The 17,509-nt window shown below is 64.0% G+C and carries 18 protein-coding genes; 12 read left to right on the forward strand and 6 right to left on the reverse strand.

The window, feature by feature from the left end:
- Nucleotides 1-2 precede the first annotated feature (2 nt).
- Both pcaH and pcaG read left to right on the forward strand, forming a co-directional pair.
- Complete coding sequence (pcaH, locus tag CF161_RS12510) at nucleotides 3-722, forward strand: protocatechuate 3,4-dioxygenase subunit beta (RefSeq protein WP_020296942.1); 720 nt, start codon at nucleotides 3-5, stop codon at nucleotides 720-722.
- A gap of 11 nt (nucleotides 723-733) precedes the next feature.
- A complete protein-coding gene (gene pcaG, locus CF161_RS12515) occupies nucleotides 734-1,339 on the forward strand; it encodes a protocatechuate 3,4-dioxygenase subunit alpha (protein WP_020296943.1) in 606 nt (201 codons plus the stop codon).
- Between the two features lie 51 nt (nucleotides 1,340-1,390).
- Here pcaG and CF161_RS12520 read toward each other — a convergent pair whose 3' ends face one another.
- Both CF161_RS12520 and CF161_RS12525 read right to left on the reverse strand, forming a co-directional pair.
- Nucleotides 1,391-2,239 carry an aldo/keto reductase gene (locus CF161_RS12520; protein WP_020296944.1) on the reverse strand — a complete coding sequence of 283 codons (849 nt, stop codon included), beginning with the start codon at nucleotides 2,237-2,239 and terminating at the stop codon, nucleotides 1,391-1,393.
- Nucleotides 2,240-2,249: 10 nt separating this feature from the next.
- Nucleotides 2,250-3,974: an FAD-dependent oxidoreductase gene (locus CF161_RS12525; protein WP_020296945.1), complete on the reverse strand. Its 1,725-nt coding sequence runs from the start codon at nucleotides 3,972-3,974 to the stop codon at nucleotides 2,250-2,252.
- A gap of 208 nt (nucleotides 3,975-4,182) precedes the next feature.
- Here CF161_RS12525 and CF161_RS12530 point away from each other — a divergent pair, with 208 nt between their 5' ends.
- From CF161_RS12530 to CF161_RS12545, 4 genes are all read left to right on the forward strand, one after another.
- A complete protein-coding gene (locus CF161_RS12530; protein ID WP_020296946.1) occupies nucleotides 4,183-4,959 on the forward strand; it encodes an IclR family transcriptional regulator in 777 nt (258 codons plus the stop codon).
- Between the two features lie 227 nt (nucleotides 4,960-5,186).
- Nucleotides 5,187-6,239, forward strand: coding sequence for a Gfo/Idh/MocA family protein (locus CF161_RS12535; protein ID WP_020296947.1), 1,053 nt, complete (start codon nucleotides 5,187-5,189; stop codon nucleotides 6,237-6,239).
- A gap of 5 nt (nucleotides 6,240-6,244) precedes the next feature.
- Nucleotides 6,245-7,060, forward strand: coding sequence for a sugar phosphate isomerase/epimerase (locus tag CF161_RS12540; protein ID WP_020296948.1), 816 nt, complete (start codon nucleotides 6,245-6,247; stop codon nucleotides 7,058-7,060).
- 112 nt (nucleotides 7,061-7,172) lie between these two features.
- On the forward strand, nucleotides 7,173-8,051 hold the full coding sequence (locus tag CF161_RS12545) for a DMT family transporter (protein WP_020296949.1): 879 nt from the start codon (nucleotides 7,173-7,175) through the stop codon (nucleotides 8,049-8,051).
- A gap of 6 nt (nucleotides 8,052-8,057) precedes the next feature.
- Here CF161_RS12545 and CF161_RS12550 read toward each other — a convergent pair whose 3' ends face one another.
- A complete protein-coding gene (locus CF161_RS12550; RefSeq protein WP_020296950.1) occupies nucleotides 8,058-9,680 on the reverse strand; it encodes a methyl-accepting chemotaxis protein in 1,623 nt (540 codons plus the stop codon).
- An 89-nt stretch (nucleotides 9,681-9,769) separates the two neighbouring features.
- Nucleotides 9,770-11,107, reverse strand: coding sequence for an MFS transporter (locus CF161_RS12555; RefSeq protein WP_020296951.1), 1,338 nt, complete (start codon nucleotides 11,105-11,107; stop codon nucleotides 9,770-9,772).
- 537 nt (nucleotides 11,108-11,644) lie between these two features.
- Here CF161_RS12555 and CF161_RS32815 point away from each other — a divergent pair.
- From CF161_RS32815 to CF161_RS12570, 4 genes are all read left to right on the forward strand, one after another.
- The gene (locus CF161_RS32815) at nucleotides 11,645-11,785 is read left to right on the forward strand and encodes a hypothetical protein (RefSeq protein ID WP_156882680.1); all 141 of its coding nucleotides are present in this window, start codon (nucleotides 11,645-11,647) and stop codon (nucleotides 11,783-11,785) included.
- 3 nt (nucleotides 11,786-11,788) lie between these two features.
- Nucleotides 11,789-13,699, forward strand: coding sequence for a 3-dehydroshikimate dehydratase QuiC (gene quiC / locus CF161_RS12560; protein ID WP_020296952.1), 1,911 nt, complete (start codon nucleotides 11,789-11,791; stop codon nucleotides 13,697-13,699).
- Nucleotides 13,700-13,802: 103 nt separating this feature from the next.
- The gene (locus CF161_RS12565) at nucleotides 13,803-14,480 is read left to right on the forward strand and encodes a TetR/AcrR family transcriptional regulator (RefSeq protein ID WP_043229301.1); all 678 of its coding nucleotides are present in this window, start codon (nucleotides 13,803-13,805) and stop codon (nucleotides 14,478-14,480) included.
- Between the two features lie 150 nt (nucleotides 14,481-14,630).
- Nucleotides 14,631-14,855, forward strand: coding sequence for a hypothetical protein (locus CF161_RS12570; RefSeq protein WP_020296954.1), 225 nt, complete (start codon nucleotides 14,631-14,633; stop codon nucleotides 14,853-14,855).
- Between the two features lie 91 nt (nucleotides 14,856-14,946).
- Here the strand turns inward: CF161_RS12570 and CF161_RS12575 are convergent, their stop codons facing one another.
- Both CF161_RS12575 and aroQ read right to left on the reverse strand, forming a co-directional pair.
- Nucleotides 14,947-15,801 (reverse strand): shikimate dehydrogenase, encoded by an 855-nt coding sequence (locus tag CF161_RS12575; protein ID WP_020296955.1) that lies wholly within the window; start codon nucleotides 15,799-15,801, stop codon nucleotides 14,947-14,949.
- Between the two features lie 5 nt (nucleotides 15,802-15,806).
- Complete coding sequence (aroQ, locus tag CF161_RS12580) at nucleotides 15,807-16,247, reverse strand: type II 3-dehydroquinate dehydratase (RefSeq protein ID WP_020296956.1); 441 nt, start codon at nucleotides 16,245-16,247, stop codon at nucleotides 15,807-15,809.
- A gap of 436 nt (nucleotides 16,248-16,683) precedes the next feature.
- Here aroQ and CF161_RS12585 point away from each other — a divergent pair, with 436 nt between their 5' ends.
- Nucleotides 16,684-17,205, forward strand: a complete 522-nt coding sequence (locus CF161_RS12585; RefSeq protein WP_020296957.1) for an RNA polymerase sigma factor — start codon at nucleotides 16,684-16,686, stop codon at nucleotides 17,203-17,205.
- Nucleotides 17,206-17,268: 63 nt separating this feature from the next.
- A partial coding sequence (locus CF161_RS12590; RefSeq protein WP_020296958.1) for a DUF4880 domain-containing protein occupies nucleotides 17,269-17,509 on the forward strand: 241 nt, incomplete at its 3' end.

Consider the following 17,509-nt stretch of genomic DNA (forward strand, 5'->3'; position numbering starts at 1 on the left):
ACATGTCTGATGCAGACAGCAGTCGCTTCGTGATTCGCGACCGTAATTGGCACCCCAAGGCCTTGACCCCTGATTACAAAACGTCCGTCGCCCGCTCCCCGCGCCAGGCGCTGGTCAGCATCCCGCAATCGGTGAGTGAAACCAGCGGTCCGGATTTTTCCCACCTCAAGACCGGGCGTTTCGACAACGACCTGCTGCTCAACTTCAACAACGGCGGCTTGCCGGTGGGCGAGCGCATCATCGTTTCCGGGCGGGTCTGCGATCAGTACGGCAAGCCGATTCCCCATACCCTGGTGGAGATGTGGCAGGCCAACGCCGGCGGCCGCTACCGGCACAAGAACGACCGCTACCTGGCACCCCTGGACCCGAACTTCGGCGGCGTCGGCCGGGCCCTGACCGACCGTGACGGCTACTACAGCTTTCGCACCATCAAGCCCGGGCCTTACCCCTGGCGCAACGGCCCCAACGACTGGCGCCCGGCGCACATCCACTTCTCCATCAGCGGTCCGTCCATCGCCACGCGCCTGATCACCCAGTTGTACTTCGAAGGCGATCCGTTGATCCCGCTGTGCCCGATCGTCAAGTCGATTGCCAACCCGGATGCGGTGCAGAGCCTGATCGCGCGCCTCGACATGGGCAACGCCAACCCCATGGACTGCCTGGCCTATCGCTTCGACATCGTGTTGCGCGGCCAGCGCAAGACCCATTTCGAGAACTGCTGAGGAGCTTGCCCATGCCCATCGAACTGCTGCCCGAAACCCCTTCGCAAACGGCCGGCCCTTATGTGCACATCGGCCTGGCCCTGGCCGCTGCCGGCAACCCGACCCGCAGCGATGAAATCTGGAACCAGATGGCCAAGCCTGGCGCGGCCGGCGAACAGATCCTGCTGATCGGCCACGTCTACGACGGCAATGGCCATCTGGTGCGCGACTCGTTCCTGGAGTTCTGGCAAGCCAACCACGAGGGGGTCTATGACCCGGTCTTCGATTCGGAAAAAACCTTCAACAGCTTCGGGCGCACCGCCACCACCTTCGATGCCGGCGAGTGGACGCTGAACACCATCAAGCCCGGTGTGGTGCAGAACGCGGAGGGAGTGGCCATGGCGCCGCACATCAACCTGTCGCTGTTTGCCCGGGGCATCAACATCCACCTGCACACCCGGCTGTACTTTGCCGACGAGTCGCAGGCCAACGCGTGCTGCCCGGTGCTGAACCTGATCGAACAGCCGCAACGTCGCGAAACCCTGCTGGCCCATCCCTGCGAAGTCGACGGCCAGCGCGCCTACCGCTTTGATATCCGCATCCAGGGTGAAGGCGAAACCGTGTTCTTCGACTTCTAGCAACAGCCCCGGCGCCATTGGACTGCCAATGGCGCCAGATGCCCCCTCGGCTCAACGATCAAACACATCCCACTGCGGCGCGAAATCCGGGTTGACCTGGCGCTGATCCTTCGGCAACGCCGCAATCAACGCCCGATCCGCATCGTCCAACTGCACCTGCAATGCCCCAAGATTGGCCAACTGGTTGGCCTGGCTGCTGGCTTTGGGAATGGCCGCGACGTTGTCCTGATCCAGCAACCACTTCAATGCCACCTGGGTCGGCAGCACCCCGTGCCTGGCGGCGATCTGCTGGATCTGCGGAATCTGTGAAACCTTGTTGCGGGCCAGCGGCGTATAGGCGGTCAGCACCATGTCGTGCTGGCGCGCGTAGTCCAGCAAGCCGCTCTGGCCCAGCAGCACGTGGTACTCCACCTGGATCGCCGACAACGGCGTACCCAGTTCTTCGACCGCCCGGCGCAGCAGCGCCAGCGGGAAGTTGGCCACGCCTATATGGCGGGCCAGGCCTTGTTCCTTGAACGACGCCAGGGTTTCCAGGGAGCGTTGCAGGTCCATGTCTTGGGTTGGCCAGTGGATGTGGAACAGGTCGACGTAATCGGTCTGCAGCGCCTTGAGGCTGCGCTCCATGGAATGGCGCATGGCATCGGGTTGCAGTTGGTCCCACCAGACCTTGGTGGTGACGTGGATCTGCTCCCGGGGCACGTCGGTATTGCTCAGCGCCTGGCCGACCGCCTCTTCGTTGTTGTAGGCCTGGGCTGTGTCGATATGCCGGTAACCGAGGCCCAGCGCCTGTTCCACGGCGCGGGTGCATTCCTCGCCCAGCATCGGCCAGGTGCCGAGGCCCAGCTTGGGCATGTGCAGGCCATGTTGGGTGAGGATGGGGCTGTTGGCTGAGTGCTGCATGGTCGATCTCCTATTCGTAAGCGATGGCCCCGGCGATGTGGCGTCCGGCAATGTAGCCGAACGTCAGGGCCGGGCCGAGATTGATGCCGCCGGCGGGGTAGTGGCCGCCCATGATGCTGGCCATGTCGGTGCCCGCCGCGTACAGCCCGGCAATCGCCTGGCCTTGGGCGTCGAGCACCTGGGCATGCTGGTTGACCTTGAGCCCGGCAAAGGTGCCGAAGCAGCCCGGTTGTACCTTCACCGCGTAGAACGGGCCGTGCTCGATGGGCGCCACGCAAGGGTTGGGCTGGTGCAGCGGGTCGCCCTGTTTGCGGTTGTAGGGGGTCGAGCCGCGGCCGAACTCCGGGTCCTGGCCCTGATGCGCGTGCCGGTTGTAGTGCGACAGGGTCTCGCGCAAACCGTTCCCATCGATGCCGCAAGCCTGGGCCAGGGCTTCGAGGGTGGGGGCGCATTTCAGGTAGCCGCTGTGGATAAAAGGCGCCACTGGCAACGGGAACGGGCGGGAGAGGCCCAGGCCGTAGCGGCGCTGGAAGCCATGGCTGCAGATCAGCCAGGACGCCACTTCCTCGCCTTGCGGCGCCGCCGCGACCATGGCCCGGACGTAGTCGTAGTAGCCGTCGGCTTCGTTGACGAAGCGCCGGCCATTGCTCAGCACGCCGATGATCCCCGGTTTGCCGCGCTCGATGATGTGCGGGAAGTGGCCGACGCTGCCGTCCTTGTGCGGCACGGCGGACACCGGGGCCCAGGCCACCGGCGACGCCATGTCGCTGTCGACCTGGGCGCCCACGCTTTCCCCCAGGCGCAGGCCATCGCCGCTGGCCCCCAGGGGCGGCAAGGCCAGGTGTTCGTGGCCAGTGGGCGTGCGCGGAAACAACGCCTTGCGGCGTTCGATATCGTTGGGGAAGCCCCCGGCGGCAAGTACTACGGCCTTGGCCGCATTGATGCGGATCTGCCCGCGCGCGGTGCTGACCACTGCACCGGTGACGGCGCCGTTGTCCTGCAACAGCTCGGTCACCGGCGCCGACTCCCAGAGCAGCACGCCCAGGTCTTCGGCGGATTTGGCCAGGCGCGCCACCAGGGCCACGCCGTTCACCAGCTGCATGGCCCGGCCATGGATGGCGAGGTCCAGCAGGTGGCGGCTGAAGCGCCGGGTCACGTGCCAGGCAGCGGGCAGGGAACGGGTCAGATTGAGGAAGGCCGAGAGGTCGGCGCCGGCCATGATCGGCATGCCCATGAATGAGGTTTCGCGCAGGGTTCTGCGCAGGCGCTTGAGCAGCTTGCCGACCTGGCGTGCGTCGTAGGGCGCGGCGATCACCGAGCGGCCACCGGTGCCGGCCCCGGGGCTATCACCGTGGATATCGGCAATCCCGTTGCCGTCGGCAAATTGTAGGGCGGTGTGGCGCTCGAAAAACGCCACCATGCGTGGCCCGGCTTCAAGAAAGGCGTCGATCAGCGCCGGTTGGTAACGCGCGCCCAGTTCATGCTTGAGGTAGGTGCGCGGCAGCTCGACGTCTTCGATAATCCCCGCGCGCTGGGCCAGCGGGTTGCAGGGCACCCAGGCCCAGCCACCGGACCAGGCCGTGGCGCCGCCGAACACCGGGTCCTTTTCCACCACTATCACCTTCAAGCCGTGCCAGGCGGCGGTGACGGCGGCTGAAAGCCCGGCCGCGCCGGAGCCGACAATCAGCACATCGCAGTCGATATCGGGGTGATGCAGGCTGGGTGTGGCAGACATGGGCGAAAAAACTCCGGAGCAGGGGATTTATTATTTTTTGGAACTTGATTCCAAAAAATATACGGAGTCGAATAGCGCACAGCAAGGCACGCTGAGTGAGTGGAGCCATGCCGATGCTTTTTTTGTGCGGTTATCGAACGATGCCGCGGTGTATTTCCCATTGCGCCGGTTGTCTCTAGAATCGGCCAAATTTCGTCTGGACCCCACCATGGCCGGCAGTCAAATCGAACGCGTGTTCAGCGTTCTGGAAAGTCTTACCCGTGACCCCCTGGGCGTGCCGATGCAGGCCCTGGCCGAGCAACTCGAGATCCCGAAAAGCGCCACCCATCGCCTGCTGGCGGAGCTGATTCGCCTGGGGTACGTGCGGCAGAATCCGGACAACCTGCGCTATCAATTGTCGACCAAGCTGGTGGCCATGGGCTTTCGCTACCTGGCCAGCAGCGGCGCCGATATCGTGCAGCCGGTGCTCGACCGGCTGGCCCAGGAAAGTGGCGAACTGGTGCGGCTGGGGGTGATCGAGGGCGAGCGCCAGACCTGGATCGCCAAGTCCCAGGGCGCCCGTTCCGGCCTGCGTTACGACCCGGACATGGGGCGCGAGGCGCCGCTGTTCTACACCGCTTCGGGGCATGCCTGGCTGGCCTGCCTGAGCGACGCCGAGGCCCTGGCCCTGGTGGAGCGCCAGGGCGCCGGGGTGCCGGATGATCTGGGGCCGAATGCGCCGCGCTCGAACATTGAATTGCTCGAACGCCTGCGCCTGGCGCGGGAGCAGGGCTATGCCTGGGTCGAGGAAAGCTCGGCGGTGGGCACTTCGGCCATCGCCGCGGTGGTGCGCCATCCGATGGATCAGCGGGTGGTGGGTGTGCTCAGCATCGCCGGCCCCAGCGCCCGCCTGCCCCTGGCCCGCCTGCACGAGTTGGCGCCGCTGCTGCTGAGTTTCGCTGCCGAACTCAGCGCCGCAAGCCAGGCCTCCGAACTCTTTAACTGACAGCGGCCCCAACGCTGGTACACCTGACACCCCACGGCATCCGCACCGGCCAGCGCAGCCTCGTACCTCGGCAGCGGTTACGGGTTTGCAGCAAGGGTGCTTGGGTGGGGTTTGGAAAGTTGTGCGCTGATCGGACAGTATTTTGTTTTGTGCTTGTGTGAAAGTGGAACTGAGTTCTAAATAATTTGAATTGAGCTTCCCGATAACAATCACAAGAGGATCGCGCATTGAGTTCGCCACTGCGTATCGCCCTGATCGGCGCCGGCAATATGGGCCAGCAGCATTACCACCACCTCAAGACGCTTGCCGAAGCCCGGCTTTGCGCAGTGGCCGACCCCGGTCCCCTGGCGGCCGAAGTCGCTGCGCAATGGCAGGTGCCGCATTACGCCGACCACCGGCAGATGCTGGCCGAGGTCCGGCCCGATGGGGTGATTGTCGCCAACCCCAATAACCTGCATGTCAGCACCGCCCTCGATTGCCTGGCGGCCGGCGTGCCGGTGCTGCTGGAGAAACCGGTGGGTGTGCAGATGGATGAAGTGCGCCAGTTGGTGGCTGCTTCCAGGGCCAGCGGTGTGCCGGTGCTGGTGGGGCATCATCGCCGGCACAATCCATTGATCGTGCGGGCCCATGAGTTGGTGCACGGCGGCGCCCTCGGGCGGCTGACCACGGTCACCGCGCTGTGGCAATTGCGTAAACCCGACAGCTATTTCGAGATCCCCTGGCGCCGTGAAGCCGGGGCCGGGATGTTGCTGACCAACCTGATCCACGACCTGGACCTGCTGCGTCACCTGTGTGGCGAAGTGCGCCAGGTGCAGGCGATGACCAGCAACGCCGTGCGCGGTTTTGCCAATGAGGATTGCGCGGCTGTGCTGCTGCAATTCGACAATGGTGCCCTGGGCAGCCTGACCGGTTCCGACGCGGTGGCGGCGCCCTGGAGCTGGGAACTGGACTCCGGCGAGAACCCGGTGTACCCGCGCCAGGCCGATCAGCCCTGCTACCTGCTGGCCGGCACCGGCGGCGCCCTGAGCATCCCGCAACTCAAGCGCTGGCAATACGCCGAGAGCAGCGGCGGCTGGCATCAAGCGTTGCAGGTGGTGCAGGAAAGCTTCAGCGAAGATGAGGCCTTGCGCCTGCAATTGCAGCATTTCGTCAAAGTTGCACGGCGTGAAGTCGAGCCCCTGGTCAGCGTCGCCGATGCCGCGCGCACCCTGGCCCTGATCGAGGCGATCCGCGAAGCCGCCGAAACCGGCCGGGCCTGTGCCCCGGCACTGATTGAGTGAACCCCATGACCCCACGAATCTTTTCCCTGGCCAGCCTCACCGTGCTCGAGCTGTCGCCGCCGCAAATGGTCGAGGTCGCGGCCCGCGCCGGCTACAGTCACGTCGGCCTGCGCCTGGTGCCGGCCACCCCGGAAGAACACCATTTCCCGCTGGTGGCCGACGCCGACTTGCGCCGCCAGACCCTGGCGCGTCTGCGCGATACCGGGATCGGCGTGCTGGATGTGGAAATCCTGCGGCTCAAGCCCGAGACCCGGGTCGCCGACTTCGAAGCGATCCTCGCGGTCGGTGCCGAGTTCGGTGCCAGCGAATTGCTGCTGGCCGGCAACGATGCCGATGAGGCGCGCCTGACCGACAACTTCGCCGCGCTCTGCGACCTGGCCCGGCCCTACGGTTTGCACCCCCATCTGGAATTCATGCCCTGGACCGATGCACGCAACCTCCAACAGGCGGTGCGGGTGGTGGAGAATGCCGGGCGCAGCAACGGCTGCGTGCTGGTGGATGCCTTTCATTTTGATCGCTCGGCATCGTCCCTCGATGACCTGGCCAAGGTCGCGCCGGCCCGGCTGCGTTATGCCCAGCTGTGCGATGTGGCGGGCCCGCGGCCGGACGATATGCAAGAGATCCTGCGCCAGGCACGCAATGAGCGGCGTTTCCCCGGTGATGGCGACTGCGACCTGGCGGGGCTCTTGCATTGTCTGCCGGCCGGCTTGCCACTGAGCCTGGAGATCCCGGCAGTGCGCTTGATGGAGCAGGGCGTGAGCGCCTTGCAACGGGCGCAAATGGCCCTGGACAAGACCCGGGCGCTGTTGGCGAGGATCTAGAGCGGCAGATGAACCTATCGCCGGACAGCGGGTTCCTACAAGATGTCGTGACCTTGCAGGAGCCGGATTGGCGGCGATACGGCCTGAACCAGGATTAACACAAGGACTCCCAATGACCATCAGCACACCCCTTTCCGGTGTCAACCAGCCTTTGAAAGGCATCCTGCTGGTTGTCCTCGCGACCTTCCTGTTTTCCAGTCACGACGCGTTGTCCAAATACCTCTCCGGTTTTTACCCGGTCATCATGGTGGTCTGGGCCCGCTACCTGGTGCACACCCTGCTGATGGCCGGGATCTTCCTGCCGCAATCGGGCCTGCGGGTGCTGCGCACCAAGCGCCCGCTGTGGCAACTGGCGCGGGCCCTGTGCCTGCTGGGCACCAGCCTGCTGTTCACCTCGGCGTTATTGTTCATTCCCCTGGCGGAAGCCACGGCGGTCAACTTCCTGGCTCCGGTGCTGGTCACGGCCTTGTCGGTGCCGCTGCTGGGCGAGCATGTTTCCCGGGGGCAGTGGCTGGCGGTGATCTGCGGCTTTATCGGGGTGATTATCATCATCCACCCCGGTGGCGAACTGTTTACCCCGGCGGTGCTGCTGCCGTTTGGCTCGGCCCTGTGTTTCTGCTTTTACCAACTGCTGACCCGCAAGCTCGCCCAGTACGACAGCCCGACCACCAGCAATTTTTTTGCCGGGCTGTGCAACACCCTGGTGATAAGCGCGCTGGTGCCGTTTTTCTGGCAAGTGCCGACCCTGACTCACGGCATCTTGATGCTGGCGCTGGGGACCTGCGGCATGACCGCCCACCTGTTCCTGACCCAGGCCTTTCGCCTGGCGGCGCCGGCCTTGCTGGCGCCGTTCGGTTACTGCCAGATCGTGTTTGCCGGGCTGCTGGGCTGGCTGCTGTTCAGCCACACGCCTGACCTGATCACCCAGGTCGGCATTGCGGTGATCTGCCTCAGCGGCCTGGCCGCGGCCTGGCAACAACGGCGGCGCTGAGCCGGCCTAAAAGCGAAAGCGCAGCACCAGGTTCTGCAAGCCGGTGGCCAGGTGCGCAAGCTCCTGGCTGGTGGCGTTGGTGCGGGTCGAGGCGTCGGCGCTTTCCAGTGACAGGTCGCGAATGTTCAGCAGGTTGCGATCCACCTCGCGGGCGACCTGGGCCTGTTCTTCCGAGGCGCTGGCGATCACCAGGTTGCGTTCGTGGATCTGCTCCATGGCCCGGGTGATCTGCGCCAGTGCCAGCCCGGCCTGTTCGGCCAGGGACAAGGTCTGGGCCACGCGCTGGCTGTTGCCCTGCATCGATTGCAGCACGCCGTCGGTATCGCCCTGGACCCGGGCAATCATCTGCTCGATCTCCTGGGTCGACTGCTGGGTACGGTGGGCCAGGGCCCGCACTTCATCGGCGACCACCGCAAACCCGCGCCCGGCTTCCCCGGCCCGCGCCGCTTCGATAGCGGCGTTCAAGGCCAGCAGGTTGGTCTGCTCGGCAATCGCGCGAATCACGTCCAGCACCTTGCCGATCTCCCGGGATTGCTCGGCCAGGGTCTGCACCTGTTGCAGGGCATTGCCGACATCGCCGCTCATGGCCTGGATCGAGTCCAGGGTCTGGTTCACCCGCGCCTGGCCCTGAGTGGCCTCGTCACTGGACAGGCGCGTGGTGTCGGACGTCGACACGGCGTTGCGCGCCACTTCTTCAACGGCGCTGGTCATCTCGTTGACTGCCGTCGCCGCCTGTTCGATTTCATTGTGCTGGCGCTGCAGGCGGCTGGCGTCCTCAAGGGTGCTGTGGCTCATCTGCTGCGCGGCGGCGGTCAGTTGGGTCGAGGTGCCGCTGATGGATTGCAAGGTGTCGCGCAGGCTGCCCTGCATGCTGGCCAGGGCTCGCAGCAGGCGCGCGGTTTCGTCTTTGCCGTGGCTGTCGATGGTCTGGCTCAGGTCGCCGGCCGCCACTTGCTCGGCCACGCCCACCGCCTGGCGGATCGGCCCGACGATACTGCGGGTCAATAGCCAGGCCAGGGCCAGGGTCAGCAGGGCGACGGCGAGCAGGGCGCCGATCACGGTGAATTTGACCTGGTTGTACAAGGTGTCGGCATGCTGCGCCGACTGAGTGACTTCGGCGGCGGTCAGGTTCATCAACTCGGCGAACTGGTCACCGGTGCGGGTCGAGTAATCCTGGATCTGGCCGTTGAGCAGCGCGTTCATTTCCGCGCTGCGGTTGGCCTGGGACAGCGCCTCGTACTGGTCCAGGGCCTGGCGGTAAGTGCTCACGGTGGCCACGAACTGTTGGTACTGCTGCCGGTTGTAGTCACCCACCAGCGGTGCGAACTTTTCCAGGGCCTGGTCCAGCCAGCCCTCCACCTGATGCAGGCGGGCGATGGTGGGCTCCAGCACCTTTGGATCGCGGTTGAGGGCCATGCGCAGGCTGAGCACGCGGATGCTCAGGACGTAGTCGCGGATTTCCCCCAGGTAGCGGGTGCTGGGCAGGGACACGGTTTCCGTGTGCTGGCCGGTGGCGCGGACTTCGGCCATCTGTTTCAGGGCGAACAGGCCCTGGAGCAAAACCAGCAAGGCGATGACGCCAAAGCTGATCACGGCACGTTGGGCGATGCTCAGGTTAACCAGGGGCATGGGAGGGCCTGCGTAGCTGGAAGAAAAAAATAAGAGGGCGTCGAGAAAAAAGCGCAGGCCCGTGGAACCGGGCCTGCGCGAAGGGAGCGTCAGTCTTCGATTGTCGGAATTTTGCGCGGGGCCATGAAGTACAGCCAGATCAGGGCAATGAAGTACATCGCCGGAATCAGGGTGAACAGCACGGTGTAGTTGTTGTTGGTCACGGTCAGGATATGGCCCACCAGCTGGGTCATGAACATGCCGCCGACCGCAGCGCACATGCCGCCGAAACCGAACACCGTACTCATCATGTGCTTGGGCGTGTAGTCCATCACCAGGCTCCAGATGTTGGCAGTCCAGGCCTGGTGGGCACCGATGCCCAGGGAGATGGCGAAGACCGCCAGCCACAGATTGGCCGTGCCGGCCGCCATGATCACGCCGATGATGCAGCAGGCGAACAGGAACATCGACATCAGCCGGGCCTTGATCGGGTTGATCCCGCGGCCGATCAGGAACGACGAGAGAATGCCGCCGCCGACGCTGCCGAAGTCGGCGGTCAGGTAGATGATGATCAGCGGGATACCCATCTGGGTCACGCTGATGCCCAGGTTGTATTGCTGGTTGAGGAACGGCGGCAGCCAGTACAGATAGAACCAGAACACCGGCGCGGTGATCGAGTAGGCCAGGGCGAAGGCCCAGGTGCCACGCATGCGCAGGATGCGCGAGAAGGGCACGCGGGTTTGCTCGGGTTCGACTTCTTTCTGGATGTACTCCAGTTCAGTCTGTTTCACCGTCGGGTGATCTTCCGGGTTGTAGTACTTCAGGCCCCAGAACAGCAGCCAGATCCCGCCCAGTGCAGCCATGCACAGGAACGCCGCCTGCCAGCCCCAGACGTGCAGGATCAACGGCAGCAACATCGGGGTGAACATGGCGCCGACGTTGGTCCCGGCGTTGAAGATGCCGGTGGCCACCGCGCGTTCGCCGGCCGGGAACCACAGACGCGTGGTTTTCACGCAGGCCGGGTAGTTGGCGGCTTCGGTCAGCCCGAGGATAAAGCGGCAGACCATGAAGCCCAGGGCCGAAGTGGCCAGGCCGTGGGCGCCGGTGGCCAGGCTCCACAGCAGCACGGCGCAGAAGAACACGCGCTTGACGCCGACGCGGTCGATCAGGCGTCCCTGCAGCACGAAGCCGATGGCGTAACCGACCTGGAACCAGAAGTTGATGTTGGCGTAGTCCATCGCCGTCCAGCTCATCTCCTTGGCCAGGATCGGCTGCATCACGCCCAGTGCGGCGCGGTCGATGTAGTTCAGGGTGGTGGCGAAAAACACCAGTGCGAGCATGCCCCAGCGGGTCTTGCCGACCGCCATGGCGCCGCGGATCTTGTCGCCTATACCGCCGTTGGCGGCCCCGAGGCGCGAGGCCATGGAAGAGCTTTGCGAAGGAATCATGTTGGCCATCCGTTCAATGACTGACGAGCGTCGACTCGTCGGGACTCAAGGTCGCTTGATCAATTCAGGAGTGCGGGCCGGCCGCAGGTGAACTCGAAGATTGATCGGCTGAAGGCTTTCGTCGGCTCCCGGGGGGGAAGGGGGCGAAAGCGGTCTGATCCGCTGGGTACGATTCAGCCCAGGGGTCGTAGAGCGTCCGTATGCAGAGTGCCAATAGCGTTTGGGCCAGGCGAGAACCGGAGGGGGAAGCAGGAAAGCGGGGCGTTGAGTGCAAGCATGAGGGTCTACCCGATTTTTGAAATTTTTATGGTGTGTTCTGGGTCTAGGGTGATTGAGGCCGGGGGTTTGCTGCCGGCTCAATGTGGGGTGGATGGTGCGCAGTGGACGAAAAATCGTCAATTCACCAATGGCCATTGTGTTCGATAATCGCCCTAAAAACTAACTGGTTCGTACACTTTGAATTGCTGTATAGATGGGCTCGCTGAATAATTCGCTCACCTAATAAAAGACGCGGACCTCGTGGAGCCGCCGTACGTCGTGATCGTACGCGTAGCGCGCAAGGGCTGCCTGGTGAGTGTTGCGGCCGAGCAGATGGCCTGCACCGCGCCCGCCAGGCTCGCTGCGGCCGGTACCGATCGCCGCCTGTGCGGCTACAGAGCAGTCATCACCGGGAGTTGAAACATGCAGCGTTCCATTGCCACCGTATCCTTGAGCGGTACCCTGCCGGAAAAACTCGAAGCCATTGCCGCCGCCGGTTTTGACGGGGTGGAGATCTTCGAAAACGATCTTTTGTACTACGACGGCAGCCCGCGCGAAATCAGACAGATGTGCGCCGACCTGGGCATTGCCATCACCCTGTTTCAACCCTTCCGCGACTTTGAAGGCTGCCGCCGCGACCGGCTGGCGCGCAACCTGGAGCGCGCGGAACGCAAATTCGACCTGATGCAGGAGTTGGGCACCGACCTGGTGCTTGTCTGCAGCAACGCCTCGGCCGACAGCGTCGGCGAACAACAGATCCTGATCGACGACCTGCACCTGCTGGCCGAACGTGCCGGCGCCCGGGGCTTGCGTATCGGCTACGAGGCGCTGGCCTGGGGCCGTCACGTCAATACCTATCAACAGGTCTGGGACATCGTGCGCCAGGCCGACCACCCAAACCTCGGGGTGTTGCTGGACAGCTTCCATACCCTGTCGCTCAAGGGCGATCCGGCGGCGATTGCGCAGATCCCTGGGGACAAGATCTTCTTCGTGCAAATGGCCGATGCGCCGATCCTGGCCATGGACGTGCTGGAGTGGAGCCGGCATTTCCGCTGCTTCCCGGGGCAGGGCGAATTCGATCTGCCGGGCTTTCTCGCGCCGATCATCAAGAGCGGCTACACCGGCCCCTTGTCCCTGGAAATCTTCAACGACGGCTTTCGTGCCGCACCGCCACGGGCCAACGCCGCCGACGGCCTGCGCTCGCTGCTGTACCTGGAAGAGAAAACCCGCGACCGCCTGCTGCAGGAAGGGCAGCCGGTGGCCAACCTCGACCAGTTGTTCGCACCGCCGCCGGCCAGCGAGTACGGCGGCACCGAGTTTCTCGAGTTCGCGGTGGACGAAGCCCTGGGCGCCAAGCTCAGTGGCTGGCTGGAACGCCTGGGGTTTGCCAAGGCCGGCCAGCATCGCTCGAAAAGCGTCAGCCTGCTGCGCCAGGGCGATATCAACCTGATCCTCAATTCCGAGCCTTACTCGTTCGCCCACAGCTTCTTCGAGGCCCATGGGCCTTCGGTCTGTGCCACGGCGATCCGGGTCAAGGACAGCGCCAAGGCGCTGGAACGGGCGGTGGCCTATAAAGGCCAGCCTTATCGTGGGCTGGTCGGGCCGAACGAGCTGGAACTGGCCGCCGTGCGCGAGCCCGATGGCAGCCTGATCTACCTGGTGGACCAGGAAAACGGCGGCCAGCACCTGTACGACACCGACTTCAATATGCTGCCCGGCGTGGTCGCCAAGGGCGGCCTGCAGCGCATCGACCACATGGCCATGGCGCTGCCGGCCGACACCCTCGACAGCTGGGTGCTGTTCTACAAGAGCCTGCTGGATTTTGCCGCCGACGACGAAGTGGTGCTGCCCGACCCTTACGGCCTGGTGAAAAGCCGCGCCTTGCGCAGTCGCTGCAGTTCGATCCGCTTGCCGCTCAATATCTCGGAAAACCGCAACACCGCCATCTCCCACGCGCTGTCGAGCTATCGCGGTTCCGGTGTGCACCACATCGCCTTCGATTGTGCGGACATCTTCGCCGAAGTCAGCCGTGCCAAAGAGGCTGGGGTGCCGTTGCTGGACATCCCCCTCAACTACTACGACGACCTGGCGGCGCGCTTCGATTTCGACGATGAGTTCCTCAGCGAACTGGCCTATTACAACGTGCTTTACGACCGCGATGCCCAGGGCGGCGAGCTGTTCCACGTGTACACCGAGCCGTTCGAAGGGCGGTTCTTCTTCGAGATCATCCAGCGCAAGAATGGCTACGTCGGATACGGCGCGGCAAACGTCGCGGTGCGCCTGGCGGCCATGGCCAAGTCGCGCAGCGGTGCGGTGCGCCAGGCCAAGTTGTAGGAGTTTGGTAACGCGGGGCGGTCCAGGCCGCCCCGGTGCTTTCTTTCGCTGGCACACGCGGCCCATAATCGCCCGCGTGTGCAGCGTTGGCCGTGAGCCCAGAATGACAATGACCCCAGAACTCTCCGTAGCCCCCGAGCAACCGCTGGTGGAGCCGCGCAAGAGTCGCAAGAACAACCCGGAAAAGACCCGCGAGAACATCCTTCAAGAAGCCATTGTCGAGTTCGTGCAGCAGGGCCTTTCCGGCGCCCGCGTGGATGCCATCGCCGAACGCATCCACACCTCCAAGCGCATGATCTATTACTACTTCGGCAGTAAGGAACAGCTCTACGTCGAGGTCCTGGAAAAGCTCTACGGCGATATCCGCAGTACCGAGAGCCGCCTGCACCTGGCAGAGCTGGAGCCGCGGGAAGCGATCCGGCGCCTGGTGGAATTCACCTTCGATCACCATGACCGCAATGTCGATTTCGTGCGTATCGTCAGCATCGAAAACATCCACAACGCCGAGTACGTCAAGCAGTCCAGCGCGATCAAGGCGATGAACAACACCATCCTTCACGCCCTGGGCGAGATCCTCAAGCGCGGCCTCGAAGCGGGGGTATTCCGCAGTGGGCTGGACCCGCTGGACGTGCATTTGCTGATCAGTTCGTTCTGTTTCTACCGGGTGTCCAACCGCCATACCTTTGGCGAGATCTTCCAGATCGACCTGCCGGACGAAAGCATCAAGCAGCGCCACCGGGAAATGATCTGCGAATCGGTGCTGCGCTACCTGCAGGCCTGAGGCGGCCCCGAGCGTCGACAAAAAAGCCCGCCCCTGCGTTGTTAGTGCAGGCGGCGGGCTTTTTACGTCATGGCGCGGGTGGGTCGCATACAACCTCTGGCGGTTCAGCTAAGCTCCGCGCTTCCCTCCCTTAACGCCAAGGAATGCACTATGGGCAATCCCGTCCCAACCCTGAAAGTCATCCTGATCCTGATGATTGTGGTCGATTCGTTCTGGCTCGCCGAACGCTTGCTCGGCCTGCTGAGCACCAGCCTGTTCGACTGGATGCCCAGCGCCCTGATCAGCGTGATCGGCATCTTCAGCAGCGTGCTGATCATCCTGTTCAACATCCTGCTGGTGGCCTTGCTCTCGCGCTTGCAACTCAAGCCCGAGTAACCCGGCGCTGCATGGGCCATTTGTTGCCCCTGCCGCCAGGCGGTGCTGGCCATTTGCAGCACCGTAGTCCACCAGGGGCGCGGCTATGGGCTCAGCCGTTCATGCTCTGGAAATGCTCCAGCATGCGCTGGGCGTCCGGGGTCACGCCGCTGAACAGTTCAAAGGCCTTCACCGCCTGGAACACCGCCATATTGCCGCCGTCCAGGGTCCTGCAGCCCAGGGCCCGGGCGTTGCGCAGCAGTTCGGTTTCCAGCGGGAAGTAGACAATTTCCGCGACCCACAACTCAGGCCGCAGCAAGGCGACCGGCACCGGCATGCCCGGCAGCTTGGCCATGCCCACCGGCGTGGTGTTGACCAGGCCCGAGGCGCTGGCCAGGGTGCTGGCGAGGTCGACACCGGCCTTGGCGCGACCGGCACCGAAGTGCTGGTTCAGGTTGTCGGCCAGGGCCTGGGCGCGGCTCGTTTCCACATCGAAAATACTCAACTGCTGCACGCCCTCGCTGAGCAGGGCATGGGCCACCGCCGCACCGGCACCGCCAGCCCCCATCTGCACCACCTGGTCCAGGGCCACACCCTGCAGGCCGCGCCGGAAACCTTCGGCAAACCCCAGGCAGTCGGTGTTGTGGCCGATGCGCTTGCCGTCCTTGAGCACCACGGTATTTACCGCGCCGATGCCACGGGCTTCGGGGGACAGCTCGTCGAGCAGCGGGATGATGCTTTGCTTGCAGGGGAAGGTCACGTTGAGGCCGGTGAAACTCATGCGTTCGGCGGCCAGCAGCAAGTCGGCCAGCGCGCTGCTGTCGAGTTGCAAGAAGTCGAGGTCGATCAAACGATACAGGTAACGCAGGCCCTGGGCGTCGCCCTCATGTTCGTGCAGGGCCGGGGTGCGCGAGGCCTGGATGCCGGCGCCGATCAGGCCGGCGAGAATGGCGTTGGTTGTGCTCATGCGATTCACCCCTTCAAACGCTGGCTGAAGTGTTCCAGTGCCAGACGATAACCATGGCTGCCGAAACCGCACATCACCGCCTGGGCGATCGAGGACACGAACGAATGGTGGCGGAACGGCTCGCGGGCATGGACGTTGGACAGGTGCACTTCGATCACCGGCAGCTCACTGGCCACCAGCGCATCGCGGATGGCCACAGAGGTGTGGGTCCAGGCGGCGGGGTTGATCACGATGCCGGCGCAGCGGCCACGGGCGGCATGAATCCAGTCCAGCAGTTCACCTTCGTGGTTGGTCTGGCGAAACTCCACCGCCAGCCCGAACTCCTCGGCGGCGCGGCCGCACAGGGCAGAAATATCCGCCAGGGTTTCATGGCCGTAGGTCGAGGGTTCGCGGGTGCCGAGCAGGTTCAGGTTGGGGCCGTTGAGCACCAGGACGATAGGGGGCATAGGGGGTGAATCTCCGTTGTTATTGTTAGCGTGGCGTGCGAGGCCCGCTTGTGCGGCTAAATTGTACTAACTGGTTAATTAGGTCAATTGCAGGGTGTCGACGGCGGAGGTCGCGCGGCATTAAGTGTTCGTTTATCGAACAACTTCCCGCGCTCTGAGCAGCAAACCCAAGTCGCAGTAGTGGCTGACCACTTGTTGTCCGCAGTGCTGGTGGCGGCGCGCAATGGGCGTCAGGGCGGCGGAGCCAAAGCCCGGGCAGCCCGTCTCAACCGCAAAACAGGCGGCCATCCGCGCCAGGTGGGCCGTGGCGCGCCCTCACGCCGTGCCGGGGTGGTTGCACTCGTGCCCTGGCAGATGGGTGTTGATATCAATTGAAAATGATTCTCGACAAGCCGTAAGATGCCCGCCAATTTCCTTCAAGTTCCAGGGAGTCGGTTTGTCGGACGTGGATCTCAAGGGCCTGTTTCTCAAGCACGCCGCTACCTTGCGTGGGTATCTGGCGCGCAAGGTACGGGACCCGCAGTTGGCTGCCGACCTGGTGCAGGAGAGTTTCCTGCGCCTGGCCGAGCAGACCCGTGGCGAGCGCATCGACAATTCACAGGGGTATCTCTACCGAACGGCCAGGAATCTGCTGATCGACCATGTTCGTCAGGAGGCGCGGCGCAAGACTGACACCGTGTCCCATGAAGCACTGGCTGAAATCGAAGATGAACTGGCCGGGTTGGAGGCGCAGGCGATGGCGCAGCAACAGCGGATGGCATTGAAGCAGGCGATGGCGGAACTGCCACAACGGACCCAGGAGATTTTTCGCCTGAACCGGATCGAGGGCATGACCCATGCCGAGGTGGCCCGGCACTTGAACATTTCCGACAGTTCGGTGCAAAAGCATCTTTCCCGGGCGTTGGCCTATGTCATGCAACGCCTGCAAGGCACCGATGAGCGGCCCGCCGACGAATGAATTACGGTAAATGTCGGGGTTAGACGTCACTGCTTATATATAACGAGAAATCGAGATTCACACGTGAATAGCCAGGGTCCGCAAGAGCGCAGTATCACTGAGGCGGCCGCCGACTGGGCGGTGCGTTTGCACGCCGGTCACTTGAGTGCGGCCGAGCAGGTCGAGCTTGAGCAATGGCAGGCCCGCGACAGCCGGCATGGCCCGGCCTTGCGCTTTGCCGAGCAGACCTGGGCCGCCCTGGGCGAACTGCACCTGGAACCGGACAGTGCCAGGCTGACGCCGGCACGCCGGGCCTCGACACCTG

Source organism: Pseudomonas sp. CF161 (assembly GCF_000416215.1).
Taxonomy (GTDB): domain Bacteria; phylum Pseudomonadota; class Gammaproteobacteria; order Pseudomonadales; family Pseudomonadaceae; genus Aquipseudomonas.